Annotated in this window: 23 protein-coding genes; 15 read left to right on the forward strand and 8 right to left on the reverse strand. The window is 73.6% G+C overall.

Features of this window, described 5'->3' with window-relative positions:
• Positions 1-12: 12 nt before the first annotated feature.
• Both ACZ6W9_RS07810 and ACZ6W9_RS07815 read right to left on the reverse strand, forming a co-directional pair.
• A complete protein-coding gene (locus tag ACZ6W9_RS07810; RefSeq protein WP_389960908.1) occupies positions 13-963 on the reverse strand; it encodes a carbohydrate kinase family protein in 951 nt (316 codons plus the stop codon).
• A 7-nt stretch (positions 964-970) separates the two neighbouring features.
• Positions 971-1,909, reverse strand: a complete 939-nt coding sequence (locus ACZ6W9_RS07815) for a pseudouridine-5'-phosphate glycosidase (RefSeq protein WP_470116927.1) — start codon at positions 1,907-1,909, stop codon at positions 971-973.
• 400 nt (positions 1,910-2,309) lie between these two features.
• Here ACZ6W9_RS07815 and ACZ6W9_RS07820 point away from each other — a divergent pair, with 400 nt between their 5' ends.
• Positions 2,310-3,827 carry a phytoene desaturase family protein gene (locus ACZ6W9_RS07820; RefSeq protein ID WP_389960912.1) on the forward strand — a complete coding sequence of 506 codons (1,518 nt, stop codon included), beginning with the start codon at positions 2,310-2,312 and terminating at the stop codon, positions 3,825-3,827.
• Between the two features lie 162 nt (positions 3,828-3,989).
• On the opposite strand, the gene ACZ6W9_RS07825 is transcribed toward ACZ6W9_RS07820, so the two are convergent.
• A complete protein-coding gene (locus ACZ6W9_RS07825) occupies positions 3,990-4,550 on the reverse strand; it encodes a TetR/AcrR family transcriptional regulator (RefSeq protein ID WP_389960914.1) in 561 nt (186 codons plus the stop codon).
• A gap of 114 nt (positions 4,551-4,664) precedes the next feature.
• On the opposite strand from ACZ6W9_RS07825, the gene ACZ6W9_RS07830 reads away from it, so the two are divergent.
• From ACZ6W9_RS07830 to ACZ6W9_RS07845, 4 genes are all read left to right on the forward strand, one after another.
• Positions 4,665-5,882 carry a cytochrome P450 gene (locus tag ACZ6W9_RS07830; RefSeq protein WP_389960916.1) on the forward strand — a complete coding sequence of 406 codons (1,218 nt, stop codon included), beginning with the start codon at positions 4,665-4,667 and terminating at the stop codon, positions 5,880-5,882.
• Entirely contained in the window at positions 5,879-6,100 is a 222-nt protein-coding gene (locus ACZ6W9_RS07835) for a ferredoxin (protein WP_389960918.1), read from the forward strand. The genes ACZ6W9_RS07830 and ACZ6W9_RS07835 overlap by 4 nt, the downstream gene beginning before the upstream one ends.
• A 113-nt stretch (positions 6,101-6,213) precedes the next feature.
• On the forward strand, positions 6,214-6,936 hold the full coding sequence (locus ACZ6W9_RS07840) for a response regulator transcription factor (RefSeq protein WP_389960920.1): 723 nt from the start codon (positions 6,214-6,216) through the stop codon (positions 6,934-6,936).
• Positions 6,933-8,357 carry a HAMP domain-containing sensor histidine kinase gene (locus tag ACZ6W9_RS07845; protein ID WP_470116928.1) on the forward strand — a complete coding sequence of 475 codons (1,425 nt, stop codon included), beginning with the start codon at positions 6,933-6,935 and terminating at the stop codon, positions 8,355-8,357. The genes ACZ6W9_RS07840 and ACZ6W9_RS07845 overlap by 4 nt, the downstream gene beginning before the upstream one ends.
• A gap of 77 nt (positions 8,358-8,434) precedes the next feature.
• On the opposite strand, the gene ACZ6W9_RS07850 is transcribed toward ACZ6W9_RS07845, so the two are convergent.
• Positions 8,435-9,649 carry an ROK family transcriptional regulator gene (locus ACZ6W9_RS07850; protein ID WP_389960924.1) on the reverse strand — a complete coding sequence of 405 codons (1,215 nt, stop codon included), beginning with the start codon at positions 9,647-9,649 and terminating at the stop codon, positions 8,435-8,437.
• Between the two features lie 143 nt (positions 9,650-9,792).
• Between ACZ6W9_RS07850 and ACZ6W9_RS07855 the strand changes: the two genes are divergently transcribed.
• The 10 genes from ACZ6W9_RS07855 to ACZ6W9_RS07900 all read left to right on the forward strand — a co-directional run bounded on the left by ACZ6W9_RS07855 (position 9,793) and on the right by ACZ6W9_RS07900 (position 21,865).
• Positions 9,793-11,502, forward strand: a complete 1,710-nt coding sequence (locus tag ACZ6W9_RS07855) for an ABC transporter substrate-binding protein (RefSeq protein WP_470116929.1) — start codon at positions 9,793-9,795, stop codon at positions 11,500-11,502.
• Positions 11,499-12,491 (forward strand): ABC transporter permease, encoded by a 993-nt coding sequence (locus tag ACZ6W9_RS07860; protein WP_470116930.1) that lies wholly within the window; start codon positions 11,499-11,501, stop codon positions 12,489-12,491. Before ACZ6W9_RS07855 ends, ACZ6W9_RS07860 begins: the two co-directional genes overlap by 4 nt.
• A 13-nt stretch (positions 12,492-12,504) precedes the next feature.
• Entirely contained in the window at positions 12,505-13,401 is an 897-nt protein-coding gene (locus ACZ6W9_RS07865) for an ABC transporter permease (protein WP_389960930.1), read from the forward strand.
• Positions 13,394-14,431, forward strand: coding sequence for an ABC transporter ATP-binding protein (locus ACZ6W9_RS07870; RefSeq protein WP_470116931.1), 1,038 nt, complete (start codon positions 13,394-13,396; stop codon positions 14,429-14,431). Before ACZ6W9_RS07865 ends, ACZ6W9_RS07870 begins: the two co-directional genes overlap by 8 nt.
• The gene (locus ACZ6W9_RS07875) at positions 14,428-15,390 is read left to right on the forward strand and encodes an oligopeptide/dipeptide ABC transporter ATP-binding protein (RefSeq protein WP_389960934.1); all 963 of its coding nucleotides are present in this window, start codon (positions 14,428-14,430) and stop codon (positions 15,388-15,390) included. Before ACZ6W9_RS07870 ends, ACZ6W9_RS07875 begins: the two co-directional genes overlap by 4 nt.
• Positions 15,387-16,427 (forward strand): sugar phosphate isomerase/epimerase family protein, encoded by a 1,041-nt coding sequence (locus tag ACZ6W9_RS07880; RefSeq protein WP_470116932.1) that lies wholly within the window; start codon positions 15,387-15,389, stop codon positions 16,425-16,427. The genes ACZ6W9_RS07875 and ACZ6W9_RS07880 overlap by 4 nt, the downstream gene beginning before the upstream one ends.
• A 42-nt stretch (positions 16,428-16,469) precedes the next feature.
• Positions 16,470-17,306 carry a PIG-L deacetylase family protein gene (locus tag ACZ6W9_RS07885; RefSeq protein WP_389960938.1) on the forward strand — a complete coding sequence of 279 codons (837 nt, stop codon included), beginning with the start codon at positions 16,470-16,472 and terminating at the stop codon, positions 17,304-17,306.
• Between the two features lie 114 nt (positions 17,307-17,420).
• A complete protein-coding gene (locus tag ACZ6W9_RS07890) occupies positions 17,421-18,644 on the forward strand; it encodes a bifunctional glycosyltransferase family 2/GtrA family protein (RefSeq protein WP_389960940.1) in 1,224 nt (407 codons plus the stop codon).
• On the forward strand, positions 18,641-21,043 hold the full coding sequence (locus tag ACZ6W9_RS07895) for a glycosyltransferase family 39 protein (protein WP_389960942.1): 2,403 nt from the start codon (positions 18,641-18,643) through the stop codon (positions 21,041-21,043). The genes ACZ6W9_RS07890 and ACZ6W9_RS07895 overlap by 4 nt, the downstream gene beginning before the upstream one ends.
• 111 nt (positions 21,044-21,154) lie before the next feature.
• Positions 21,155-21,865, forward strand: a complete 711-nt coding sequence (locus ACZ6W9_RS07900; protein WP_389960944.1) for a TetR/AcrR family transcriptional regulator — start codon at positions 21,155-21,157, stop codon at positions 21,863-21,865.
• Positions 21,866-21,990: 125 nt separating this feature from the next.
• Here ACZ6W9_RS07900 and ACZ6W9_RS07905 read toward each other — a convergent pair whose 3' ends face one another.
• From ACZ6W9_RS07905 to ACZ6W9_RS07920, 4 genes are all read right to left on the reverse strand, one after another.
• Complete coding sequence (locus tag ACZ6W9_RS07905; RefSeq protein ID WP_362943149.1) at positions 21,991-22,254, reverse strand: hypothetical protein; 264 nt, start codon at positions 22,252-22,254, stop codon at positions 21,991-21,993.
• Positions 22,255-22,321: 67 nt separating this feature from the next.
• Positions 22,322-23,173, reverse strand: coding sequence for a helix-turn-helix domain-containing protein (locus ACZ6W9_RS07910; RefSeq protein ID WP_389960946.1), 852 nt, complete (start codon positions 23,171-23,173; stop codon positions 22,322-22,324).
• Between the two features lie 146 nt (positions 23,174-23,319).
• Complete coding sequence (locus tag ACZ6W9_RS07915) at positions 23,320-23,532, reverse strand: hypothetical protein (RefSeq protein WP_362943143.1); 213 nt, start codon at positions 23,530-23,532, stop codon at positions 23,320-23,322.
• Positions 23,533-23,798: 266 nt separating this feature from the next.
• The gene (locus ACZ6W9_RS07920; protein WP_470116933.1) at positions 23,799-25,613 is read right to left on the reverse strand and encodes an acyclic terpene utilization AtuA family protein; all 1,815 of its coding nucleotides are present in this window, start codon (positions 25,611-25,613) and stop codon (positions 23,799-23,801) included.
• Positions 25,614-25,696: the final 83 nt, after the last annotated feature.

Here is a 25,696-nt window from a genome sequence, read left to right on the forward strand (position 1 = left end):
CGCCGCAAGCTATCAATTGGTGATAAGAGGATAAAGCTCGTTGGTACCCACTTCGGACCCGGAGACGCGCGGCCGTCCGCCGACGGCGGTCACCGCCTCGGCCCCGGCCCGGCGTCCCGCGTCCAGCGCGGCCTCGTCGTCAGCCCCTCTCAGCAGGGCGGTCAACAGGCCCGCGGCGAACGCGTCACCGGCCCCGGTCGAGTCAACCACTTCCGCGGGCAGTCCGGGAACCCGGGCGGTCAACTTTCCGCCGCGGGCCATCAGCGCCCCCCGGGAGCCGAGTTTCACGGCGGCGGCGCCGTACCGCAGGCTCAGCCGTTCGGCGGCGCCCTCGGCGGAGGACTCGCCGGTGAGTAGACGCGCCTCGTCGAGGTTCGGGATGACCATCCGGGCGGACAGGGTCTCCTCGACGAACCGCTCGGCGCCGAAGGACCGCAGGAACCCGGTCGAGGCCGGATCGACGCTGGCCGTGACGCCGCGCCGGGCGGCCTCCGCCAGGGCCACCCGGGAGAGCTGGAGCCCCGGCTCGGCGAACAGCGTGTAACCCGAGAGGTGCAGGTGGCCGACCCCGTCGAGCAGGCTCTCGTCCCAGTCGTCGGTGCCGATGTGCCCGCCCGCGCCCCGGTTGGTGAGCATGGAACGCTCGCCGGTCACGTCGACCATGGCGATGACCACCGCGGTCGGCCGCTCGGGGTCCACCCGCAGGTGCGGGCGCACCCCCCGGCGCCGCAGCTCGGCGGCGTGCCACTCGCCCGTGTCGAAGCCGACCCGCGTCAGGATCCGCGCGTCGGCGCCCAGGTGGGCGGCCCAGGAGGCCGTGTTGGCCCCCGAGCCGCCCGGACGCAGCACGATGTCGGCGGCCGTGTCGGTCCCGACGGCGAGGTGGGCCAGGGCGGTGCCCCCGTGGAGCGCGACGACGTCGGTGACCACGTCACCGATGACCAGCAGGCCGGTTGTGCTCACGGTTTCCTCAGTTTCCCCGGCTCCACGCCGCCGCGATCAGCCCGGCGACGCGGGCGTTGCCCCGCACGGCCGCGAGGTTGGCCTCCAGGGAGGCGCCGTCGGTGCCCTTGACCAGGTAGTCCAGCAGGAACGGGGTGATCGCCTGACCGCTGACGCCCTGCCGTTCGGCCGCCTCCAGCGCCTCGGCGAGCACCCGGTCGTGCAGGGCCGGGTCGAGCTGCCGGTCGCGCGGCACCGGGTTGGCGACGATCAGCGCGGTCTCCGGCCCGCCGAGCGCGTCCTGGGCCCGCATGACGCCCGCCGCCTCCTCGGGGGTCTCGATCCGCCAGTCCACCCGCTCGCCGGAGGTGTGCAGGTAGAAGCCGGGGAACTCGCCGGTGCCGAAACCGGCGACGGTGACCCCGCGCGTCTCCAGCCGCTGCAGGGTGGCCGGCACGTCCAGGATCGACTTCACCCCCGCGCAGACGACGGTGATGCGGGTACGGCTCAGCATGTCGATGTCGGCCGACTCGTCCTGGGTCTCGACCCAGCCGCGGTGCACGCCGCCCAGACCGCCGGTGGCGAAGACCCGGATGCCCGCGCGGGCCGCGAGGAACGAGGTCGCCGACACCGTCGTCGCGCCGCTGACCCGCAGCGCGGCGGCGGCGGGCAGGTCGCGGAAGCCGAGCTTGCGCAGCCCCGGCTCGGTGGCGATCCGCTCCAGCCCGCCCTCGTCCAGGCCGATGCGCGCCACCCCGTCCAGCACCGCGATCGTCGCGGGCACCGCCCCGGCGTCCCGGACGATCCGCTCCAGCTCGGCCGCGACCTCCAGGTTGCGGGGCTGGGGCAGGCCGTGGGAGATGATCGTGGACTCCAGTGCCACGACCGGGGCGCCCCGTTCCAGTGCCTCGGCCACCTCGCCGGACGGTCGGAGCACGCTTTCGATGGGCTGCTGGGTGGTACTCATGAGCGGTCTCTGTCTCCCTGTGCGGGCCGGCTCGTCGCCCTTTTGGAACGGTGTAACCGGGATTGCTGCTTCCGGGACGATCACGTTACGGCCGTCCAGGAGGGACGTCCACCCGTGGAACCGCCGGGAACGCCACGTCCGCGCGCCGGTGGCGCGGTGCGGGGCGTGGCCGGGGCCCCGTTCCCCTTCCGGGGCCGACGCCTCCCACCGGCGGCGGGAGGCCGGCGGCGGGAGGCCGGCGGCGGGTGACACCTGCCTCCCATCGGAGAGGTACCCGCCTTACCGTCTGAGCGGCAATGAGAAGTGACCTATAGACCGTTTTGTCACCTTCGCTATATGGTGCCGGACATGGCCGGGCGTCGCCCCCCACCGCCTCCGAGAGCCTTTCGAGGGATGACGAGTGTTCCGTTCCCGGTATGACGCAGTGATCGCGGGCGGCGGCCACAACGGCCTGGTCGCCGCCGCCTACCTCGCCCGCGCGGGCCGCCGCGTCCTGGTGCTGGAGCGCCGGGACCACGTGGGCGGCCTCGCGGTGTCGGCGCGGGCCTTCCCCGGCGTGGACGCCCGCCTGTCGCGCTACTCCTACCTCGTCAGCCTGCTGCCCTCGAAGATCGTGTCCGACCTCGGGCTCCGGCTGGAGCTGCGCCGCCGCCGCTACGCCTCCTACACCCCCGTCGGGAACACCGGACTGCTGGTCGACCACGGCGACGAGGCCCGCACCGCGGCCTCCTTCGCCCGGGTGACCGGGGGTGAGACCGACCTCGCGGCCTGGCGGCGCTTCTATGCGCTGACCGGGCGCGTCGCCGGACGCGTCGCGCCCACCCTGCTGCGTCCCCTCATGGACCGCCAGGCCATGCGCGGCCTCGTCGGCGAGGAGGCGTGGCGGGAGCTGTTCGAGCGGCCGATCGGCGAGGTCGTGGACGAGCGCTTCGCCGACGACACCGTACGCGGGGTGGTGCTCACCGACGCCCTGATCGGCACCTTCGCCGACCCCCGCGACGACGGCCTGCTGGCCAACCGCTGCCTGCTCTACCACGTGATCGGCGACGGCACCGGTGACTGGAACGTCCCGGTCGGCGGCATGGGCGCGGTCTCCGGCGGCCTCGCCGACGCGGCGCGCTCGGCCGGCGCCGAGATCCTGACCGGCGCCGAGGTCCTCGCCGTCGACCCCGCCTCGGGCGAGGTCGCCTTCCGCGACGCCGGTGGCGAGCACACGGTGCGCGGCGAGCGGGTCCTGGCCAACGTGCCGCCGGCCGTGCTGGCCCGGCTGCTCGGCGGCGACGGGATCGCGCCGGAGGGGGCGCAGCTGAAGGTCAACATGGTGCTGTCCCGGCTGCCGCGCCTGCGGGACGCCGAGGTGGACCCGGTGGCGGCCTTCAGCGGCACCTTCCACATCAACGAGGGCCGCGACCTGCTCGCCCGCGCGTACGCCGAGGCGTCCGCCGGGCGGATCCCCGCCCTGCCCCCGGCCGAGGTCTACTGCCACTCGCTGACCGACCCGTCCATCCTCGGCGCCGGCCTGCGCGCCGCCGGGGCGCAGACGATGACCCTGTTCGGCCTGCACATGCCGGCCCGGCTGTTCCGGGAGGACCCGGCCGGGGCGCGCGAGGCCGCGCTGCGGGCCACCCTCGCCTCCGTCGACTCCGTGCTCGCCGAGCCGATCGAGGACTGCCTGCTGCGGGCCCCCGACGGGAGCCCGTGCCTGGAGGTGAAGACCCCGGTGGACCTGGAGGACGAGGCGGGACTGCCCGGCGGGCACATCTTCCACCGGGACCTGTCGTGGCCGTACGGCGAGCCGGGCAAGTGGGGGGTGGAGACCGCCTTCGAGCGCGTCCTGCTCTGCGGCGCGGGCGCCCGGCGCGGCGGCGGCGTCAGCGGCATCCCCGGCCACAACGCCGCCATGGCCGTCCTGTCCTGAGCGCGGTCCCGCCCTGAGCGTCGTCCTGTCCTGAGCGTCGTCTCGCCCTGAGCGTCGTCTCGCCCTGAGCGTCGTCCCGTCCTGAGCGCGCTCCCGCTCAGGACGGGGCCTTCGGCGCGCCCCGGCGACCGGTGGGCGGGCCGTACGGTGTGCCGCCGGGGCTCAGCCGCCGGTGACCAGTCTCGTGGCGACGGTCAGCGCCGTCGCCGACTGCTCCTTCTCGGGCAGGTCCATGCCGAAGATCGACAGCGGGACGGTGCCCAGGATGAGGGCGATCACCGCCAGACGCGCCTCGAACTGCCGGACGGGGTCGTCCCCGGGACCGCTCAGCACCGAGATCAGCGCGATCATGCGCCGCCGCATCTCCTCACCGGCCGGCAGCCCCGCCATGACGTCCTGGTTGACCTGGGCGAACCGGACGAGCGGCCGCCACTGGTCCTCCAGGAGCGCGGCGATCCGGCGCAGGACCTCCACCCTGGCCTCGGGCGTGCCCGGCTGGGCGCCGGCCCACTCCACGATCTCCTCCATCGAGGCGGTGAGATCCTCGATGACGCCGTTGAGGATGTCCTCCTTGGCCTTGAAGTGGTAGTACAGCGCGGGCCTGGTGATGTCGAGCCGCTCGGCGACCTCCCGCAGTGAGGTCTTCTCGTATCCCCGCTCGGCGAACAGCTCCAGCGCGACCTGCTGGATCCGTTCCCTGGTGTCGCTGCGCCGGGCACCCATCACCGTTCCGCCACTTCCCTCGCGCTTTCTCCGGGACATGCTTGACGGCCGTGCCCTCTTTTACTTACTTTCATGTAAGTAAGTTCAGTGGCCCGGCTCGTGAGGAGTACAACTATGGCCCAGAGCTTCCCCGTTCCGCGCACCTGCCCCTTCGCGCCCCCGGCCGAGTACGCCGAGCTCCGCGAGCAGGCCCCCCTCGTCGAGGCGGAGCTGCCCGGCGGACCGGTCTGGCTGGTCACCCGGCACGCCGAGGCGCAGCGGGTGCTCACCGACCCCCGGATCAGCACCTCCCCGGCCACCCCCGGCCACCCCGTCACGAAACTGTCCGCTGAGCAGCCCTCCGAGGAGGAACGGCGGGCGTTCGCGAGGTTCCAGGCCGGCCAGTTCATCGACATGGACCCTCCCGAGCACGACGTCTACCGGCGGATGCTCATCCCGGAGTTCAGCGTCCGGCGCATCAGGGAGATGCGGCCAGGCATCCAGGAGGTGGTCGACCGGCTCATCGACGACATGCTCGGCAAGGGCTCCCCGGCCGACCTGGTCGAGGCGTTCGGGCTCGCCGTGCCGTCCCTGGTGATCTGCGACCTCCTCGGCGTCCCCTACGCCGACCACGAGTTCTTCCAGTCCAGGACCCGCGCGATGGTCACCGCCGCCCTCGACGACATGCGGGCCGCCCGCGCCGCGGGCATCGAGATCTGGGAGTACCTCGACCGCCTGGTCACCGCGGCCGAACGCTCGCCCGGTGACGGCCTCATCGGGCGGCTGGTGACCGCGCGCCGCGAGACCGGCGAGCTGGACCACGACGCGCTGGTCGGCATGGCGTTCCTGCTGCTGATCGCCGGGCACGAGACCACGGCCAACATGATCCCCCTCGGCGTCCTGACGCTGCTGCGCCACCCCGTCCAGCTCGACGCGCTGCGCGCCGACCCGGCCGGCTGGCCGGACGCCGTCGAGGAACTGCTGCGCTTCCACTCGATCGTCGACTGGGTCGCCTTCGACCGCGTCGCCACCGAGGACATGGAGATCGGTGGTCAGAAGGTCCGGACCGGCGAGGGCGTCTTCGTGCTCGGCGCCTCCGCCAACCGCGACCCCCGCGCCTTCGACCGGCCCGACGAGCTCGACATCCGGCGCGGCGCCCGCAACCACCTGGCGTTCGGCTACGGCGTCCACCAGTGCCTCGGGCAGAACCTCGCCCGCGCCGAGCTGGAGATCGCCTACCGCACCCTCTTCGAGCGGATTCCCGGCCTGCGCGTCGTCGGCGAGGACGCCGAGCTGCCGTTCAAGTACGGCGGCCCCATCTTCGGCCTGCACTCGCTCCGGGTGGCATGGTGACGGCCGCGCGCGTGGCCGCCGACCGCGACCGGTGCATCGGCTCCGGGCAGTGCTCCCTCGCCCTGCCCGAGGTCTTCGACGCCGACGAGGAGGGGCTGGTCACCGTGGACGGCGACGCCGCCGCGCGGGTCGGTCCCGCCCGCCTGCGCGGCGCCGTACGGCTCTGCCCGGTCCGGGCCCTGGCCCTGGAGGAGGTCCCGGCACCGGGGGTCCCCTGACACCGGGGGTCTCCGGTGCCGAGGGAGCGGGAACCGGGGGAGGGGCGGACGGGGAGCGGGGGAGAGGGCGGGCGTTCATCCGGCTCTCATGTGGGGCGTCTAGCGTGGGGGCCATGGGTGACGGCAGGGCGGCGCGGGTGCTGGTCGTGGACGACGAGCCCGCGCTCAGGGAGGCGCTGCAGAGCAGCCTGGAGTTCGAGGGCTACCACGTCGGCGTCGCCCCGGACGGCCAGGAGGCGCTGTCGGTCCTCGCCGGGGAACCGTACGAGCTGGTGCTGCTGGACGTGATGATGCCCCGCCTGGACGGCCTGACCGCGTGCCGGCGGCTCCGGGCGGCCGGCAACCACGTGCCGGTGCTCATGCTCACCGCCCGCGACGCCGTCGGCGACCGGGTGTCCGGGCTGGACGCCGGGGCCGACGACTACCTCGTCAAACCGTTCGAGCTGGACGAGCTGCTGGCCAGGGTCAGGGCGCTGCTGCGCCGCGGCGCCCTGGCCGTCCCCGCCGCACCCGGCCCCGGCGGCCCCGGCGGCGTCGTGCTGGCCTGCGGCGACCTGCGGATGGACACCGCGGGCCGGGAGGTCACCCGGGCGGGCGAGCGGCTGGAGCTGACCCGCACCGAGTATCTGCTGCTGGAGCTGTTCATGCTGCACCCGCGGCAGGTGCTCACCCGCGAGCAGATCCTCAACGACGTGTGGGGCTTCGACTTCGAGCCGTCGTCCAACTCCCTCGACGTCTACATCATGTACCTGCGCCGCAAGACCGAGACGGGCGGCCGCCCCCGGCTGATCCACACCGTCCGGGGCGTCGGCTACGTCCTTCGGGCCGCGCCGTGAGACGCCGCTCCCTGCGCTCGCGGCTGACCCTGCTGGTCGCGGCGGCCGTCGCGCTGGCGATCGCGGTGTGCGCGGGCGCCTGCTGGTTCATCGTCCGCGGCGCGCTGCTGAACCAGGTGGACCGTTCCCTGCTGGAGAAGCCCAAGGGGCCCCCGGCGGGCGCCCAGTGGATGCAGGACTACTGCGCGGGCCGCCTGCCCGCCCTCCCCCCGCTGCCCGATCTGCCCGGCTCCGGCCCGGACACGCTCCAGGAACGCATCAGGCCGCCGCGGGTCCTCCCGGTGCAGGTGATCGACGATCGGGGGGGCAGGTGCGTCGTCGGCGGGCTCGCCGTCACGGTGACCCCGGCCGACCGCGCCCTGGCCGCCGCCCCCGAGGGGACGCGGACGCTGCGGGACGGCGCCGCCGAGGACGGCACCCCGATGCGGGTGCTCACCACGAGCGCCGGGTCGGGCCTGGCCGTGATGGAGTCGCGGCCGCTGGCCGAGTTCCAGTCCACGCTGACCACGCTCGCCTGGATCCTCGCCGGTGTGGCCGCCCTCGGCGTGGTCGGCGCCGCCTCGGCCGGGCTGCTGGTCTCCCGTACGGCGCTGCGCCCGGTCGGCCGGCTGGCCGAGGCCGTCGAGCACGTCGCCAGGACCGAGGACCTCGGCACCCGGATCCCCGTGGAGGGCACCGACGAGATCGCCCGCCTCGGCGCCTCGTTCAACGCGATGACGGCGGCGCTGGCGGGCTCACGCGAACGGCAGCGGCGGCTGATCGCCGACGCCGGGCACGAGCTGCGCACCCCCCTCACCAGCCTGCGCACCAACGTCGACCTGCTGCTGCGCAGCGAGAAGACCGGCCGGCCGCTGGCCCCCGAGCCGAAGCGCAGGCTGCTGGCCGGCCTCAAGGCCCAGTTCGAGGAGATGTCGACCCTGGTGGGGGACCTGCTCCAGCTCTCCCGGGGGGAAGGGGACCACGAGCCGCACGTGGAGTTCGCCTTCCACGAGGTCGTCCGGGCCGCCGTCGAGCGGGCCGTCCTCCGCGGTGCGGATATCACCGCCGAGCTCGACTCCTGGTACGCCGAGGGCAGCGCCTCCCTGATGGAGCGGGCCGTGCTCAACCTGCTGGACAACGCCGCCAAGTTCGGTCCCGGCCGGGTCGAGGTGCGCCTGCGCGGTGGCGAGCTGACCGTGCGCGACCACGGTCCCGGTATCCCCGCCGACGAACTGCCGCACGTGTTCGAGCGCTTCTGGCGCTCGCCGGCGGCGCGCGGCCTGCCGGGCTCCGGTCTCGGGCTGGCGATCGTGGCCCAGGCGGTCGCGGAGGCGGGCGGGACGGTACGGCTCGGCAACGCCGCGGACGGGGGCGTGGTGGCGGCCCTCGGCCTGCCGGGCGCCGCTCGTCCCCGGAGCCCCGCTCCGGCGTCGCCGCGCTGATCCGGACCGGTGGAGCCGCCGCGCACAGGGGTTTCGTTCCGCGGCGCCCGCCGGGCCGGGCGCCGGGGGGCCGGGGATCAGCGTTCCGCGGCGCCCGCCGGGCTGACCCGGCGCAGCAGCTCGTCGCGCACCCGGCTCGACGCGACCGCCTCGGCGCCGCGCAGCGCCGCGTCCGCCCCCAGCGCGGAGGAGACCACCGGCGTCGCGGTCTTGACGAGCCGGGCGAGTTCGGCGCGGACCGGGTCGAGCAGGGCGTGCCTGCCTCCTACGGTCCCTCCCAGCACGACCAGGGCCGGGTCGAGGACGGCGGCGGTCACCGCGACGGCGCCGGCGAGGTGCCGCGCGACCCGGCGGACGGCCCGGACGGCCCGCTCGTCGCCGCGCGCGGCGGCGCCGAACACCGCGTCGGGGCCGGTCTCCGGCAGGCCCTCCGCCGTGGCGTACTCGGCGAGGGCCTGTTCGGTGACCGAGTGGTGCAGCCGTCCGGAGTCGCGGATGCCCGGATCGTCGAGGGAGCGGTGGCCGAGGGGCATGCGGGAGATCTCCCCGGCCGCTCCGGTGGCCCCCCGGTGGATCTCGCCGTGCATGACGACACCCATGCCGAGTCCGCGCCCCACGGAGATGTAGACGAAGTCGTCGACGTCACGGGCGACGCCCGCGGCCCGCTCGCCCAGGGCGGAGAGGTTGACGTCGTTCTCCACGGTGGCGGCGCCCCCGAACAGCTCGACGATCGCGTCGATGGACGCCTGGTCGAAGGCGGGCAGCGCCGAGGGGAGGTCGCGGTGCAGGACACCGCCCGCATCGACGACGGTCGGCACCGAGACGACGCCGTGCCATACCTCCGGGCGGGACGCCCTCGCGTGGGCGAGGGCGCGATCCAGCAGCCCCCGCACCTGGAGGTGGAGCGGGGCGCCCCCGGGCACCCGCTCGGCGGGGGCCTCCACCAGGGCCACCCGTTCGCCGCGCAGGCCCAGCAGTGACACCACGAGGCCGACCGAGGTGACGGACACGGCCGCCGCGAGACCGCCGCCGGCCGGGCGGACCTCGTAGAGCGCGGCGGCGGGTCCCTTGCGGGAGGTGTCACGGCCGGTGGCGCGCACGATCCCCGACCGTTCGAGGTTCGCCACGGCACGGCTGATCGTCGGCAGCGCCAGGCCGGTGCGCTCGGCCAGGTCGACGCGGGTCAGCGGGGTGTCGTGCAGGAGCTGTACGACGACGGAGCGCTCGTTGAGGTTGCGGAGCACGGTGGACGCCCCCGACGGCAGCGCCGCCGCCTGTGGTTGGCGGGACATGGCCACGATCATATATCTCGAACACACTGTTAGTACTTTCTTCGGAAAACCATTGACCTCGTGAGGGGTGTGACATTAGCGTCCAGCAATTAATACGAACAGTGTGTTATAGCTAGGGCGGGAGCCCTGAACGGAGGTGCGACATGGTCGTCGATCCTCGGCGGTTCGACCGCCGGACTCTCCTGCGCGGCGCGGGCGCCCTGGGCGCCGCCGCGTTCACCGCCTCGCTCACCGGCTGCACCGAGACCGGTGCGGGCCAGGGCGCGAAGGCCGGCGCGGGCAGTGCGCCGCTGCTCACCGTCGCCTCCGAGCAGGGCTCGACGCTCGCCAGGAACTTCAACCCGTTCGCCGCCAGCTCGCGCTGGGCGGCGCGGTTCTGCGTCTACGAGCCGCTCATGATCTTCAACCACGTGACGGGCGCGCTGGAGCCCTGGCTCGCCACCGGCTTCACCTGGTCGCAGGAGAACACGGTGCTCACCATGAAGCTCCGCGACAAGGTCACCTGGTCCGACGGCAGGCCGTTCACGGCCGAGGACGTCACGTTCACCTTCGACCTGCTGAAGCGGCACAAGGGACTCATCGGATACGCCACGGGCGCCGTCGCGAACTACGTCGAAGCCGTCCGGGCCCCCGACGCCGGGACCGTGGAGTTCACCTTCAAGAAGGCGTACACGCCCGCGCTGCACGACATCGCGCAGCAACTCCTCGTTCCCCGGCACATCTGGTCGGCCGTCGCCGACCCCGTCACCCACACCAACCCCGACCCCGTGGGCACCGGCCCGTTCACGCTCACGGCCTTCCGCCCGCAGATGTACGAGCTGCGCAGACGCGACGGCTACTGGCAGCCGATCGCGATCCCCGGTCTACGGGTGCCGACCTACGCCGGCAACGACCAGATCAACTCCGCGCTGGTGAGCGGGCAGGTCGACTGGGGCGGCCTGGTGCCCGACCCCGACCGGACGTTCGTCGCGAAGGACAGGCGCAACAACCACTACTGGTGGCCGCGGATCTCCGACATCTTCCTGTTCGTCAACACCACCAAGGCGCCGTTCGACGACCCCGCGGTCCGCAAGGCCCTCAGCATGGCCCTCGACCGCCGCAAGATGGTCGACATCGCCGTATGGGGCAAGAGCGAGCCCGCCAACGCGGTCGGCATCGCCCGCGACGCCTACCCCGGCTGGATCGACGAGTCCCTGACGAGCACCCACGCCGAGCTCGTCACCCGCGACGTCGCCGCGGCGAACGCCGCGCTCGACGCCGCCGGGCTCGCCAGGGGCGCCGGCGGCAGGCGCACCGGCAAGGACGGCGAGCCCGCCTCCTTCGACCTGGTCGTCCCCAGCGGCTGGACCGACTTCGTCGCCGTGGCGCAGATCGTCACCCAGAACCTCGCCGAGGTGGGCGTCACGGTCAAGCTGCGCACGATCGGGTTCGACCAGTGGACCTCGGCCGTCTACAACGGGCGCTTCGACGTCACCCTCGGACCCGGCGAGCGCGGCGCGTCCCCCTTCGGTTACTTCCGCGCGATGATGTCGAGCTTCACCCGGCGGCCCGTCGGGGAGACCAGCAACCTCAACTTCCACCGCCTGGCCGTACCCGAGGCCGACGAGCTGCTGGAGAGGTTCGCCACCGTCTCCGACGCCGCCGAGCAGCGGAAGATCGGACGCGAGCTGCAGAAGCTGTTCGTCGAGGTCTTCCCGGCCGTCCCGCTGTACGAGCAGCCCGAGTGGGGGGCCTACAGCTCCCGGCGCTTCACCGGCTGGCCCGACGCCGGCGCCCCCTACGCGCCGCTGCGCAACTCCCCGCGCTTCCCGACGCCGCTCCTCGTCTACCCGAAACTGAAGCCCGCCACATGATCTTCCTGCTGCGCAGGGCGGCGTTCTACGCGGTCGCGGGGTTCGTCGCCGTCACCCTCAACTTCCTGCTGCCCCGCCTGATGCCGGGCGACCCGGCGACGACGCTGTTCGCCGGCTACGCCGACCAGCTCGGCCCCGACGACCTGGCCTCGCTCAAGGAGGCGTACGGCCTGTCGGACGCGCCGCTCCTCGCGCAGTACGCCGACTACCTGCACAACCTCCTCGGCGGAGACCTCGGCACCTCCCTGTCGCAGTTCCCCACCCCGGTCGCCGACCTCATCCGGGACGGCCTCGGCTGGTCGCTGCTGCTCGGCACCGTCAGCGTGCTGATCAGCTTCACCGCCGGCACGCTGCTCGGCTCCTTCGCGGCCTGGCGGAGGGGGAGCCGGTTCGACACCGTCGTGCCGCCGCTGACGATGTTCGTCGGCTCGTTCCCCTACTTCTTCCTCGCGCTGCTCGTGCTCTATCTGTTCGCGGTCCGGTGGCAGGTACTGCCGCAGGGCTACGCCTACGGCATGGACGTCGCGCCCGGCCTCACCCCGGAGTTCCTCGGCAGCGTCGCGACCCACCTGCTGCTGCCCGCCACCACGGTCGCGCTGGTCTCCGTCGGCGCGTGGGTACTGTCGATCCGCAACACGATGATCGGCGTCCTCGACGAGGACTACCTGACCATGGCCGAGGCCAAGGGTCTGCGGACCTGGCGGGTGATGGGCCACTACGCGGCGCGCAACGCGATCCTGCCGACCGTCACCTCTCTCGGCCTGGCCGTCAGCCACGTCTTCTCCGGGCAGCTGCTCACCGAGGTCGTCTTCACCTACCCCGGTCTCGGCAACCAGCTCTACGCGGCGGTCACCACCCACGACTACCCGCTGATGCAGGCCCTTTTCCTCATGATCACCATTTCCGTCCTCGCCGTGAACTTCGTGGTCGACGCGCTCTACGCGGCGCTCGACCCTCGGGTGCGCGGCGCGGCCACCGCGAGCTCCTAAGGAGGTGTTCCCCATGCGGAAGGTGACAGCGTTCCTGCGCGGCGACCGCCGCGCCGTCGTCGGCGCCGCGGTCTTCGCCCTCATCGCCTGCGCCGTGCTCCTCGCACCCGTCCTGGCGCCCCACACCACCACCTGGTCGGACGGCGGGCCGTTCAGCCCGCCGTCGGCCGCCCACCCGCTCGGCACCAACGGCCAGGGCCAGGACGTCCTCAGCCACGTCCTGTACGGCGGCCGCACCTCTCTCGGCATGGCCCTCGTGGTCGGAACCGGCACCACGGTGATCAGCGTCGTCGCGGGCCTCGTCACGGCATTCCTCGGCGGCGTGGCCGACGAGGCGATCTCGCTGGTGGTCAACGTGGTCCTGACGATCCCGAGCCTGCCGCTGATCATCGTCCTGGCGGCGTTCCTGCCACCCGGCACGGGCACCATCGTGCTCGTCCTCGTGGCGACCGGCTGGGCGTTCGGCGCCCGGGTGGTCCGCTCGCAGGCGCTGACCCTGCGCCGGCGCGACTTCGTCGCCGCCGCCACGGTCGCGGGCGAACACCGTCGGCGCACCATCTTTGTGGAGATCATGCCGAACATGGCCTCCGTCATCGCCGCCTACTTCTGCGGTCAGGTCGTCTTCGCGCTGACCGCCGGCTCGGCGCTGGAGTTCCTCGGCCTCGGCGACGCCGACCAGCCGTCGTGGGGGACGATGCTGTTCTGGGCGCAGAACGACTCCGCGCTGCTGCAGGGCGCGTGGTGGACGTTCGTCGCGCCCGGCCTCGGCATCGCGCTGACCGCCTCGGCGCTCGCGCTGGTCAACTTCGCCATCGACGCCGCCACCAACCCCCGGCTGCGGGTCGCGGGCGGCGGCGCCACCCGCCGCCCCCGCGGCTTCCGCCGGGCCACGGCGGTGCGGCGTGGCTGAACCACTGACCGCCGGGACGGCCGCGCCGCCGACCGGCCTGCTGTCCATCGAGAACCTGACCGTCGACTTCCACACTCCGCGCGGTATCGCCCGCGCCGTCGACGGGGTGAGCCTCGGCCTGTTCCCCGGAGAGATCCTCGGGCTGGCCGGGGAGTCGGGCTGCGGCAAGTCGACGCTGGCCATGGCCGTACCGAGGCTGCTGCGCGACCCCGCCGTCATCACCGGCGGCCGCGTCCGCTTCGGCGGCGACGGCGACGGCGACGGCGAAGGCGAAGGCGTCGACCTGCTCGGCCTGTCCGACGAGGGACTGCGGCGCGTCCGCTGGCGCGACATCGCCGTCGTGTTCCAGAACGCGATGAACGCCCTCAACCCGGTCCTCCGCGTCGAGGCCCAGCTCGTCGACGTCATCCGCACCCACGAGCGGACCGGCCGCCGCGAGGCCCGCGAACGCGCCGCCCGGCTGTGCGGGCTCGTCGGCATCGGCGCCGACCGGCTGCGCGCCTACCCGCACGAACTGTCCGGCGGCATGCGGCAGCGTGTCGCCATCGCGATCGCCCTGGCCCTGCGGCCCAGAATCCTCATCATGGACGAGCCGACGACGGCCCTCGACGTCGTCGTCCAGCGGGAGATCATCGCCGAGGTGCGGAGACTGCAGGAGCGGCTCGGCTTCGCCGTCCTGTTCATCACGCACGACATCTCCCTGCTCGTCGAGATCAGCGACCGCATCGCGATCATGTACGCGGGTGAGGTGGTCGAGCTGGCCGGCGCCCGGACGATCCTCGACGACCCCGCCCACCCCTACACCCGGGGCCTGCTCGCGTCCTTCCCGACGCTGCACGGCGACGACACGCGGCTCACCGGCATCCCCGGAGCCCCGCCTGACCTCGTCGACCCGCCCCCGGGCTGCCGGTTCGCTCCGCGCTGCCCCTCGGCGCACGACCGCTGCCGCGCCGAGCGTCCCGTCCCGGTCACCATGGACGGCCGCGACGTGGCCTGCCACCTGTACGGCCCGGCGGAGGTGACCCCGTGACCTCCCCCCTCCTCCAGGTGGAGGGTCTGACCAGGCACTTCACCATCGGCCGGGGCCGGCGTGCCCGCGTGCTGCGGGCGGTGCACGACGTGTCGTTCGAGGTCGGCGCCGGCGAGATCGTCACGCTGGTCGGCGAGTCCGGCAGCGGCAAGTCCACGACGGCGCGGCTCGTCGCCCGCCTGGACCGGCCGACCGGCGGCACGATCAGGCTCGACGGCACGGACGTCCTGACCGGTGAGCCGCGCCGGGCCTCCCCGGCCTACCGGCGAGCCGTGCAGATGGTCTTCCAGGACCCGTTCGGCTCGCTCAATCCCGTTCACACCGTCGGCCACCACCTTCGGCGGCCCCTCATCCTGCACGGCCACGACCCCGGCGACGTCGCCGGCCTGCTCACCACCGTCGGGCTGGACCCTTCCCTGGCGGGGCGTCACCCGCACGAGCTGTCCGGCGGGCAGCGGCAGCGGGTGGCGATCGCCAGGGCGCTCGCCGTCCGCCCCCGGCTCATCGTGGCCGACGAACCGGTGTCCATGCTCGACGTCAGCGTGCGCGCCGGCGTGCTCAACCTCATGGAACGGCTGCGCGCCACCCGGGGCACGGCCTACCTGTACATCACCCACGACCTCGCCTCCGCCCGCTACCTCGGCGGCCGGATCCTCGTCATGTACGCCGGGCACGCCGTCGAGGGCGCCGATGCCGCCACCCTGGTGGAACGGCCCGCCCACCCGTACACGCGCCTGCTGCTGTCGGCCGTTCCCGACCCGCGCCGCGAGCACCGCGGCGCGGAGCCCCCGGCCGCTCCGGCGGGCGCGGCGGCCGCTCCGGCGCCGACGGGCTGCCCGTTCACCGCCCGCTGCCCGCTCGCCACCGCCCGCTGCGCCGCCGAACGGCCCGCCAGGACCGACCTCGGCGGCGGCCACTGGGTGCGCTGTCACGCGGCCGAGGAAGGAAGAACCCGATGACACGCATCGGCGTGTGCGGGCTGAAGTTTCCCGAGGCGGCCGAACTCGGCCCCGAGGGCGTGCTGTCGGCGGCGGCCGAGCTGGGCCACCACGGCGTCTTCTTCCGCACGATCCTGCACATGAGCCCCGACCTCGACCCCGGACGGCTGGCGGCGCTACGGCAGCAGGCCGACGACCTGGACCTCTACCTTGAGACGGGGCTCGGCAAGGTCAACCCGTTCAACACGGCCGAGGACCCGTCGATCCGTCAGGTCGGCGACGGCGACTACCTGCTCGGCGCGCGCCGCATGATCGAGGCGGCGGCCGCGATCGGCTGTGCCGACCTGTGGGGCGACACGGCCAACTACCAGCACTTCCGCTGGGGCCTGCACGCCATCGACCGCTTCCGCACCGACGTCACCTGGGAGGAGCAACTGGAGGCCACCCGCCGCCTCCTGCACCGGCTCGCCCCGGTGCTGCGCGGCCACGGTGCCCGGGTCAACCTGGAGACCCACGAGGAGATCACCACGTTCGAGCTGGTCAGGCTCGTCGAGGACGTCGGGCCCGATGCCGTCGGCGTGACCCTGGACCTGGCCAACGTGGTCGTCCGCGGTGAGGACCCCGTCGAGGCCACCCGCCGCGTCGCGCCGTACACACGCCAGACGCACATGCGCGACCTCGTGGTGACCTTCACCGGCGACGGGCTCGAACGCCAGAACCGCGCCTGCGGCGACGGCGTCGTCGATCTCGCCGCCGTCCTGTCCCTGCTGCTCGAACATGCGCCCCAGGTCAATCTCACCATCGAGAACACCAAGGGGCGCGACCGCAACGGCATCCAGATCTTCGACCGGCGCTGGCAGGACCTCCACCCCGACCTGCCACTGGCCGACCTGGCCGGGCTCGTCCGCCTGGCGAGCGTCGCCGAGCGCCGCATGGCGGCGGGCGAGCTGACCCCCGTCGACTCCTACTACGCGCCTCCCCTGGGGACGGAGTGGGAACGCGCGTTCCTGCGCCGCAGCGCCGACCACCTGACCACCCTGCTGTCCCGGCTCACCTGAAGCTCACCCGAAGTTCACCGAAGCCCATCCGAAAGGCGTCACATGCACCGCAAGCTCCGCGTCATCGTCATCCTGGCCCACCCCGACGAGCCGGAGGAGTACGTCGGCGGCACCGCCGCGCTCTACGCGAAAGCCGGGCACGCCGTGAAGTTCATGACCCTCACCAACGGGTCCGCGGGCCACTGGGAGGTGGACGCGGGCCCCCTCGTCGCCCGCCGCGCCGCCGAGGGGACCGAGGCGGCCGAGCGGCTCGGCGTACTGCAGTACGAGATCCTGCCGATCGACGACGGCTCCCTCATCCCGACCCTGGAGGTACGGCAGGCCGTCATCCGCGCGATCCGCGAATGGCGGGCCGACGTCGTCATCTCCTTCCACCCCGACGGCGCGGGCCACCCCGACAACCGCGCCGCAGGCCAGATCGTCCGCGACGCCATGCCGTTCGTCGGGCTGCGGAACATCCTGCCGGCCGTGCCACCGCTCGCCCGCCGTCCGCTCTACCTGCTGACGGTCGACTACGGGACGCACCCGCAGCACCGCCACGACATCGCGATCGACACCACGCCCGCGATCGAGGAGAAGCTGCTCGGCTGCGACGCGCACGTCTCACAGTTCTACGAGTTCACCCCCTACTGCAACGGGCTGCTCGACACCGTTCCCACCGACTGGGCCGGACGCCGGGAGTTCCTGCTGGAGCACTGGTCGACGTACCTGCACGCCGCCGAGGACATGCGCCCCGCCCTGGCCCGCTGGTACGGCGACAAGCACGCCGAGGGCGTCGAGTACGCCGAGACGTTCACCGTCTCCCCGTACAACCGGCTCCACTCCGACGACGAGTTGCGCGCCCTGCTGCCCCTGCCGGCCGGCGGGGAACCGGCGTAGCGGTCCAGGGCGCCCTCCGGGAGGGAGACGGGGGAGAAGGGGGGCGACGGGCTTCTCATCCGGCGTTCATCGGCGGCTCAGCCGGTTCCAAGCCCGGGCCACGATGGTGGGCGCATGCAGACAGCACTCAAGACGCGCCTGGTCGAGGTGGTCGTCCCGGTGTACAACGAGCAGCGCGCCCTGCCGGCGAGCATCAGGCGGCTGCACGCGTACCTGACCGACACCTTCCCCTACGGCTTCCGCATCACGATCGCCGACAACGCCAGCACCGACGCCACCTGGGAGATCGCCACACGTCTGGAACGCGAGCTGCCGTGCGTGCGGGCCGTCCGCCTGGACGCCAAGGGCCGCGGCCGGGCGCTGCGGCGGGTATGGTCGGGCAGCGACGCCGACGTCGTCGCCTACATGGACGTCGACCTGTCCACCGGCCTGGAGGCGTTCCTGCCGCTGGTCGCCCCGCTGCTGTCGGGGCACAGCGACCTGGCCATCGGCACCCGGCTGGCGAGGAACGCCGACGTGGTCCGCGGCCCGAAGCGGGAGCTGATCTCCCGCGCCTACAACCTGCTGCTGCGCTCGGCGATGGGGGCCGGCTTCTCCGACGCCCAGTGCGGGTTCAAGGCGGGCCGTACGGAGGTCGTCCAGGCGCTGCTTCCGGCGGTCGAGGACGAGGAGTGGTTCTTCGACACCGAGCTGCTGCTCCTGGCCGAGGGGCACGGCCTGCGCATCCACGAGGTGCCGGTCGACTGGGTGGACGACCCCGACAGCCGGGTGGACATCCTGCGCACCGCCCTGGACGACCTGCGGGGGATGGCCAGGGTGGCGCGCAGGACCCTGTGGGACGCGGCCCGGCTGCCGGTGCCGCCGCGGGTCCGCTCGGCCCGCCTCCCCCGGGGCATGGCCCGCCAGCTCTCCGGCTTCGCCGTCATCGGTGTCCTCAGCACCCTGGCGCACCTGGGGCTGTTCGTCGCCCTGCGGCAGGTGATGCCCGCGGTGGCGGCCAACGCGGTGGCGCTGCTCGTCACCGCCGTCGCCAACACCGCCGCCAACCGGCGCTTCACCTTCGGCGTCACCGGCCGCGCGGGCGCCCTGCGCCACCAGCTGGAAGGCGGTCTGGCGTTCGCCGTCGGGCTGCTGCTGAGCACCGGTGGCCTGGCGCTGCTCGGACGGCTGCTGCCGGGCGCCTCCGCCACGGCCGAGGTCGTCGCGCTCGTCGCGGCCAACGCTCTGGCCACGCTGGTCCGGTTCCTGCTGCTGCGGGCCTGGGTCTTCAACCCGCGCCGGACGGGCCGGTCCGGTCCCGCCGGGACGCCCGGCTCCTCCGGGGAGGCCGTCCGATGAGCGCCCGCGTCACCCCCGGGGGAGCCCCCGGCGCGCCGTCGGGCTCCGGAGGGGGTATCCTCCCGGCCGGATCGCCGGAGACCTCACCCGATCCCGCCACCACGCCCGCCGATCCCGCCACCACGCCCGCCGCGGCGCCGCCGTCCGGCGGGAGGTTCCGCGCCGCCGTACGGCGGGCGGCCCTCGGGGCCCCCGGCGACCCCCGCTGGGCGCGGCCCGGCCTGTGGGCGGTGCTCGCGCTGGCCGCCGTCCTGTACACCTGGGCGCTCGGCCGCAACGGGTACGCCAACGACTACTACGCCGCCGCGGTCCTGTCGGGGACCAAGAGCTGGAAGGCGTTCTTCTTCGGCGCGCTGGACGCCGGGTCGTTCATCACCGTGGACAAGCCGCCCCTCGCGCTGTGGGTGATGGGGCTGTCGGCGAGGATCTTCGGGTTCGGGACGTGGAGCATGCTCCTGCCCCAGGCGCTGGCCGGCGTCGCGGCGGCAGGGATCCTGCACTCCGCGGTACGGCGCGCGCTGCCCGGTACGGCCGGCCACGCGGCCGCCCTGCTCGCCGCCCTGGTGATGACGCTGACCCCGATCACGGTGGCGATCAACCGGGACAACAACCCCGACACCCTCCTCGTCCTGCTGCTGGTGGCCGCCGCGTGGCTCTGCCAGAAGTCGGTCCGCAGCGGCCGGACGCGCACCCTGGTGCTGTCGGCCGTCGCGGTCGGGCTGGCCTTCAACGTCAAGATGCTCCAGGCGTACCTGGTGGTCCCGGTCTTCGCCGCGGTCCACCTCTTCCTGGCCCCCGGTACGGTGGCCCGCCGCCTGGGCCGGCTGCTCGCCGCCGGTGCGGCGCTGGTGGCCTCCAGCGCGTGGTGGATGGCGATCGTGGACCTGTGGCCGGCCGGAAGCCGCCCCTACGTCGGCGGCAGCTCCGACGACTCGGTCTGGGACCTGGTCGTCGGCTACAACGGCCTGGGCCGGATCTTCGGCTCCGGGGGAGGGGCGCGGGGCCGCGGCGCGGCGGGGAGCCCGCCCCCGGGCGTGCCCGCGGACCTGCCGGAGGGACTCACCCGGGCTCCCGGGGGCGCCCCCGGCGGGTTCGGCGGCACGTCGGGCGCCGGGCGCCTGTTCAACGACATCCTGGCCGGGCAGATCTCCTGGCTCCTGCCGTTCGCCGTGCTCGCGCTGGTGGCCGGGCTCGTCCTGGCCTTCCGCGGCTCCCTGCGCGGCGCCCGTACGGCCCTGCTGCTGTGGGGCGGCTGGCTGGCCGTTCACTACGTGGTCTTCAGCTTCGCCGAGGGCATCTTCCACCCGTACTACACCACCGCCATGGCCCCGGCGGTCGCCGCGCTGACCGGTGTCGGCGGGGTGCTGATGTGGCGGGCGGCCCGGCGTTCGCGGGCCTGGGCCGCGGTGCTCGCGGGCGGCCTCGCGGTCACCGGGGCGTGGTCCTTCGCGGTGCTGCGCCGCAGCCCGGACTTCGTTCCGTGGCTGGCGTGGGCGGTCGCCGCGATGGCGGCGGTCGCGGCGGTGACGCTGCTCCTGGTCCGCCTCGGCGGGCGCGCCCGGCGGGCGGCCGCGGTGACCGTACTGGTCACCGGCCTGTTCGCCGGTCTGGCCGGTCCCGCCGCGTACGCGCTGACCCCGCTGGGCTCGCCCGTCATGGGCACCAACCCCACGGCCGGCCCGGCCGGAAGCGGCATGCCGGGGACGCCGGGGATGCTGATCCGCTACCCGGGGACGCCCGGCGCCCGGGACGGCGGCTCCGGGGGCGGTTCCGGAGCCGGTTCCGGCGACCGTCCCCCCGGCGGGGCGGGAGAACGCCTCCCCGGCGACGCGTCCGGGCCGCGCCTGATCAGACTCGGTCCGGCCGGACTCGACGCCGACCTGCTCGGCTACCTGGAGCGCAACCGGGGTGGAGCGACCTGGCTGGTGGCCGTGGACAGCGCGCAGAGCGCCGCGTCGGCCATCCTCTCCACCGGCCGGCCCGTCATCGCGATGGGCGGCTTCGGCGGCTCGGACCCGGCCATGAGCGTGGACAGGCTCAGGGAACTCGTCTCCACGGGGCGACTTCGGTATGTGCTGCCCGGCGGCAGCCCCGGCGGATCCGGTGGGTCCGGCGGGTCCGCCGGTTCGGGCGCGTCCGGCGAGTCCGGCCGCTCCACGGGAACGGCCGGGGGCTCCGGCGCTCCGGATGCGGCGGGCCCGTCAGGCGGGACCGGCGGGCCCGGAGGGGGCCGGGGGAACTCCGAGGCGCTCGCCTGGGTCCGGGCCAACTGCGCCGTCGTCCCGGCGGCCGAATACGGCGGGGCCGGAGGCGGCGGGACCGGAGATGGCGGAGCCGGAGACGAGGGGGCCGGAGGCGGCGGGACCGGAGAGGACCGGTCCCTCTACCGCTGCGGCTGAGCCGCCGGGGACGGGCCGGAATCCGGTGCGGAACCGGTCCGGATATCCTTGACTGAACACTCAGTCAACAGCATCCGGACCGGTGTCCCGCGCTCCTGTTACTCTTGCGCAGTGCAGAGCGGAGACGGAGCGCGGGGCAGCCGCGCCGACCAGGCCGACCAGCGGAGGGCGGAGCTGCTCGAAGCGGCCCGGCGGGTCGTGCTCGAACGGGGCCTGGCCAGCACCCGGGTCGCCGACATCGCCCGGGCGACGAACGTGAGCGGCGGTCTGATCCACTATCACTTCGCCACCAAGAACGACCTCATCACCGAGATGCTCCGCAGCACCAGCGAGGCCGAGGTCCAGCGGCTGAGGGAGATCGGCGCCGGTCCCGGCGGCTCCGTCGAGAAGCTCGACCGGATCCTGCGCTTCTACATCCCCGCCTCCCGGTCCGACCAGAGCTGGATCCTCTGGCTCGACGCCTGGGCCGTCGGGGTGCGCGAGCCGCACGTCCGCGACATCCTGCTGGAGCTGGAGAGCGGCTGGATCGAGACCCTCTCCCAGGTGATCGCCGAAGGGGTGGAGCGGGGCGAGTTCGTCTGCGACGACCCCCAGGGGGCGGCCGAGCGGCTCGACGGGATGCTCGACGGCCTGGTGGTCCGCTACACCCTGCACACCGGGAACATGTCGCGTGGCCGGCTCCTGCACCACGCCCGGGTCGCCGCGGCCCGCGAGGTCGGGCTGAGCCCCTCGGTCTTCCCCGCCTCCGAGATCCCGGAGGAGACCGGCGGCTCCGGGGCGACCGCCGGGCCGGAAGGCTCCGCCGGGCCCGAGCCGGTCTGAGCCCGGCCGCCCGGTCGCGCGAACCGGCTCGCCCGGGATCGTGCCCGAACCTGAACCCGTACCCGAACCCGTGCACCGGACTCGGAGGCCCGGCGGAGCCGGGTCGTACGGCCCGGTCGCGCGGATCAGGCGGGCATGGCCGCCAGCAGGAAGGCCAGGCGCGCGGCGGCGCCCTCGACGTTGTCCGCGTCACCGAGCCGGTAGCCCCACGAGGTGATGAAACCCCCGTCGGACGAGCACGTCACGGTTTCGGAGAGGGTGGCGCTGAAGCGGTTGCGGACGCACACGTACGCCGGGTCTCCGAACGACATCCTCTGCACCGACAGGTCGGCGTGCAGCCGGGTGGCCGTGGCGAACCTCTCCAGGCAGGACAGCGTGTCGAGCATCATGCGTCACCTCCGTCGTCGAACAGAGAATTGCACGATCTTGGCCCCCTGATCAAGCAATTGCGGGGGATTAATCCGTAGATTGCCGGAGAAGGTCGTCCAGCACCCGCGCCATCACCGTCCTGGCCTGCTCTCCGAAGGCCGCCACGCCGTGAAGCTCGTCGAACGTCGTCTCGTAGAACTCGACGTCCTCGGGGTCGCGCAGGAGGAGCTCACGGGTCCTCGTCGGCACCGCGACCTGCTCCCTGTCGTAGATCCAGAAGCCGTTGAGCAGCGCCGAGGGCAGGGGCGCCTCGAAGGGGATGACGCCGAACTCCACGTTGGGCAGCGTGGTCACGGCGAGCAGCCGGTCGATCTGGCCCCGCATCACCTCGGGCGACGCCAGCCGGTAGCGCAGGGCGGCCTCGGGCAGGACGAAACGGAACGTCTTGCCCTGGTCGTAGAGGATCTCCTGGCGCTTCATGCGCACCCGGATGGCGGTGTCGATCTCGTCCGGTGACCGGTAGATGCGCTTCAGCCGGGTGAAGACGCCCCGCGCGTACTCGGTGGTCTGCAGCAGTCCGACGACGATGCCCGGCTCGAACACCCGGAACAGCGAGGTCCGCATCTCCCGGTCGCGGATGTCCTCCTGCAGCGTCGCCAGGCCGTTGCGATTCCGCTGCCTCCAGGAGTCCTGGCGATCCAGCAGTGCCCTGACCTGCTCGGCCAGCTCCTCGACCACGCCGGGGTCGGCCTGGAGTGCGCGTCCCCACCGGGTGACGTCGTCCTCGGTCGGGGTCTGGCGGGCGTTCTCCAGACGGGAGACCTTCGACGCCTGCCACCTGAGCCGCTCGGCGAGATCCTTGCCGGACAGGCCGGCCGACTCGCGGAGCCGCCGCAGTTGCAGGCCGAGCTCGGTCCGGCCCTCCTGGAACCCGTTCACCCGTCGTCTCCTCCGCCGGCCGTACAGGCCGGACGCCGCCGCTCGCACCGGGGCCGGTCCCTTTTACAGGCGCGCGGCCGTCACATGACCGCACGAGGTTAGACCCGGAAGAACCGATCATGCCATAGCGCGTGGCGCAATTGTGATCAATCCGAGGGCAGCACCCGCCGGGCGATGTCCACGAGCAATTCCCTCGGCACCTCGACCGCGGTCTCGCCGTCGAGGACGTGCAGCAGATCGGCCAGCGCCACGGGGTCGGTGACGTGGAGGCCCTGGACGACGATGGTGCCGCGGTCGGTCTCGTAGAGGGAGGGGCAGGCGCCCGCCTCCGATGTGGAGCCGAGGAACCGCAAACGCATGAGTCGATCCTTCCCTAGGCGACGATCATGTCGCAATTGCGAGCAATCCTAGGGTTGCGGATGCGCTTTCCGTGGTTCTGAGCACAGAAAAACCGAATTGTTGTTGGTCCGTATCCGGCGGCGAATCGCGTCCGGCCACGGGTCGTGCCCGATGACGAGCCGTTTCGGGCGGCGGGCCGTCCCGGGGAGGGCCGGTCGAATGGCACCGGGCGGTGCCGGGGCCGCGGAGGACCGGGTCGCGTTCGATGACGGGACGGCGCGGCACCTCACAGCAGGGCGCGGGGGACGTCCGTGAGAGCGGCGCGCAGTTCCTCGCCGAGCGCCTTGGCCTGGGCGTCCAGGCGGGTGCCGGCCGAGACGCCCCGCCCCAGCAGGCCGTGGACGACGAAGTTGAGCGCGAGGAGGTTCGGCAGCTCGAAACGCTCGATCCGCAGACCCGCGACGGACGGGAGGAGCCGGGCCAGGCGCTCGGCCGTCAGGTGACCGGCCAGCCACCCGAACCGCTCGGGCGTGCTCACCCACACCCCCAGGTTGGCGTCGCCGCCCTTGTCGCCCGACCGGGCGCCCGCGATCGTCCCCAGCGGAACCCGCGCCGTCACCGGATCGTCCTCCCCGACGGGCGGGATCCGTGCCGTCACCGGGCCGTCCTCCGCGCCGGGCGGGATCCGTGCCGTCACCGGGGCGCCTCCCACTCCCACCGGGCCCCGCTCCGCCGGTCCGCCGTCCCAGCCGATCTCCTCGCCGTCGAGCCGGACCCGGGGCCGTACGGTCTCCGCCGGGACCAGGGCGGGCCGGTAGACGCCGTACGGCGTGGCGTTCCCCGGCGGGGTCAGGGCGTAGCACCCCGGATAGCTCGCCAGGGCCGTCTCCACGACGGCCGAGGAGAAGACGCGCCCGGCCTTCCCCGGGTCGGCGTCCAGCACCGTGACGCGGAGCAGCGCCGTGCCCCCGGACGGACCGGTTCCGTGGGCGTCCCCCGCCGGAGCGGCCGGACCGGTGAGAGCCGGGTCGCCCGCCGGTTCGGCGCCGAGCGGGACGAGTTCGACGTGGACCTCGTCGAAGGTCTCCTTCGGCGCGCGGGCCCAGACGGCCTCCTCGGCGAGGCGGGCCTTGGCCTCGATGTCCAGGCCGGTCAGGACCAGGGTCATGGTGTTGCGGTATCCGGCCGGGTAGGTGACCGCCACCTTCAGGTCCGGCGGCGGGGCCTCGCCGCGCACCCCGGAGATCCGGACCCGGTCCGGCCCCCGCTGCTCCAGCCGGATCGTGTCGAACCGCGCCACCGCGTCGGGGCCGAGGTAGCGCGGGGAGCCGATCTCGTACAGCAGCTGCGCCGTGACGGTCCCGACCGACACCAGGCCCCCGGTCCCGGGATGCTTGGTGACCACGCATGAGCCGTCGGCCGCGAGCTCCACCAGCGGGAACCCGCAGCGCGCCGGGTCGGGCACCTCCCCGAAGAAGGCGTAGTTCCCGCCGGTCGCCTGGCAGCCGCACTCGATGACGTGCCCGGCGACCACCGACCCGGCGAGCGCGTCGTGGTCGCCGGGCCGCCAGCCGTACCGCCAGATCCCCGGGCCGGTGACCAGCGCGGCGTCGGTGACCCGGCCGGTCACCACCACGTCCGCGCCGGCCGACAGTGCGGCGGCGATCGGCCGGCCGCCCAGGTAGGCGTTGGCGGTCAGCGGTGTCGTGGTCAGCGGCTCCCCGGTCTCCGGGTCGCGCATGCCGCGCGGGTCACGGCCGGACAGGTCGTCCCCGGTGACGTGCGCGACCCGTACCCGCAGCCCGAGCCGGTCCGCCAGATCGGCCACCGCCCCGGCGCATCCGGCCGGGTCGAGGCCGCCCGCGTTGGAGACGATCCGGATGCCACGGTCCACGCACGTGCCGAGGACCTCCTCGAGCTGCCGCAGGAAGGTGGTCGCGTACCCGGGGCGGCCCTTCGCGCGGTTCCCGGCCAGGATCAGCATGGTCAGCTCGGCGAGCCAGTCGCCGGTGAGGACGTCGATCGGGCCGCCCTCCACCATCTCCCGGGCGGCCGACAGGCGGTCGCCGTAGAAGCCGGAACAGTTCGCGACGCGCAACATCGGACCTCCTGCGAAGACCGCGGCGGACAGGACAGGGCGGGCAGGACAGGGCGGGAGGGGACGTGGCGCGGGCGGGACACCGT

The sequence above is a fragment of the Streptosporangium sp. NPDC053982 genome (assembly GCF_055585205.1).

Bases quoted from the DNA above. Each gene is read 5' to 3' on its own strand.
- ACZ6W9_RS07815 (WP_470116927.1), bottom strand. From the start codon at position 1,909: ATGAGTACCACCCAGCAGCCCATCGAAAGCGTGCTCCGACCGTCCGGC.
- ACZ6W9_RS07825 (WP_389960914.1), bottom strand. From the start codon at position 4,550: ATGGGTGCCCGGCGCAGCGACACCAGGGAACGGATCCAGCAGGTCGCG.
- ACZ6W9_RS07830 (WP_389960916.1), top strand. From the start codon at position 4,665: ATGGCCCAGAGCTTCCCCGTTCCGCGCACCTGCCCCTTCGCGCCCCCG.
- ACZ6W9_RS07840 (WP_389960920.1), top strand. From the start codon at position 6,214: ATGGGTGACGGCAGGGCGGCGCGGGTGCTGGTCGTGGACGACGAGCCC.
- ACZ6W9_RS07850 (WP_389960924.1), bottom strand. From the start codon at position 9,649: ATGTCCCGCCAACCACAGGCGGCGGCGCTGCCGTCGGGGGCGTCCACC.
- ACZ6W9_RS07855 (WP_470116929.1), top strand. From the start codon at position 9,793: ATGGTCGTCGATCCTCGGCGGTTCGACCGCCGGACTCTCCTGCGCGGC.
- ACZ6W9_RS07860 (WP_470116930.1), top strand. From the start codon at position 11,499: ATGATCTTCCTGCTGCGCAGGGCGGCGTTCTACGCGGTCGCGGGGTTC.
- ACZ6W9_RS07865 (WP_389960930.1), top strand. From the start codon at position 12,505: ATGCGGAAGGTGACAGCGTTCCTGCGCGGCGACCGCCGCGCCGTCGTC.
- ACZ6W9_RS07880 (WP_470116932.1), top strand. From the start codon at position 15,387: ATGACACGCATCGGCGTGTGCGGGCTGAAGTTTCCCGAGGCGGCCGAA.
- ACZ6W9_RS07885 (WP_389960938.1), top strand. From the start codon at position 16,470: ATGCACCGCAAGCTCCGCGTCATCGTCATCCTGGCCCACCCCGACGAG.
- ACZ6W9_RS07890 (WP_389960940.1), top strand. From the start codon at position 17,421: ATGCAGACAGCACTCAAGACGCGCCTGGTCGAGGTGGTCGTCCCGGTG.
- ACZ6W9_RS07895 (WP_389960942.1), top strand. From the start codon at position 18,641: ATGAGCGCCCGCGTCACCCCCGGGGGAGCCCCCGGCGCGCCGTCGGGC.
- ACZ6W9_RS07905 (WP_362943149.1), bottom strand. From the start codon at position 22,254: ATGATGCTCGACACGCTGTCCTGCCTGGAGAGGTTCGCCACGGCCACC.
- ACZ6W9_RS07915 (WP_362943143.1), bottom strand. From the start codon at position 23,532: ATGCGTTTGCGGTTCCTCGGCTCCACATCGGAGGCGGGCGCCTGCCCC.
- ACZ6W9_RS07920 (WP_470116933.1), bottom strand. From the start codon at position 25,613: ATGTTGCGCGTCGCGAACTGTTCCGGCTTCTACGGCGACCGCCTGTCG.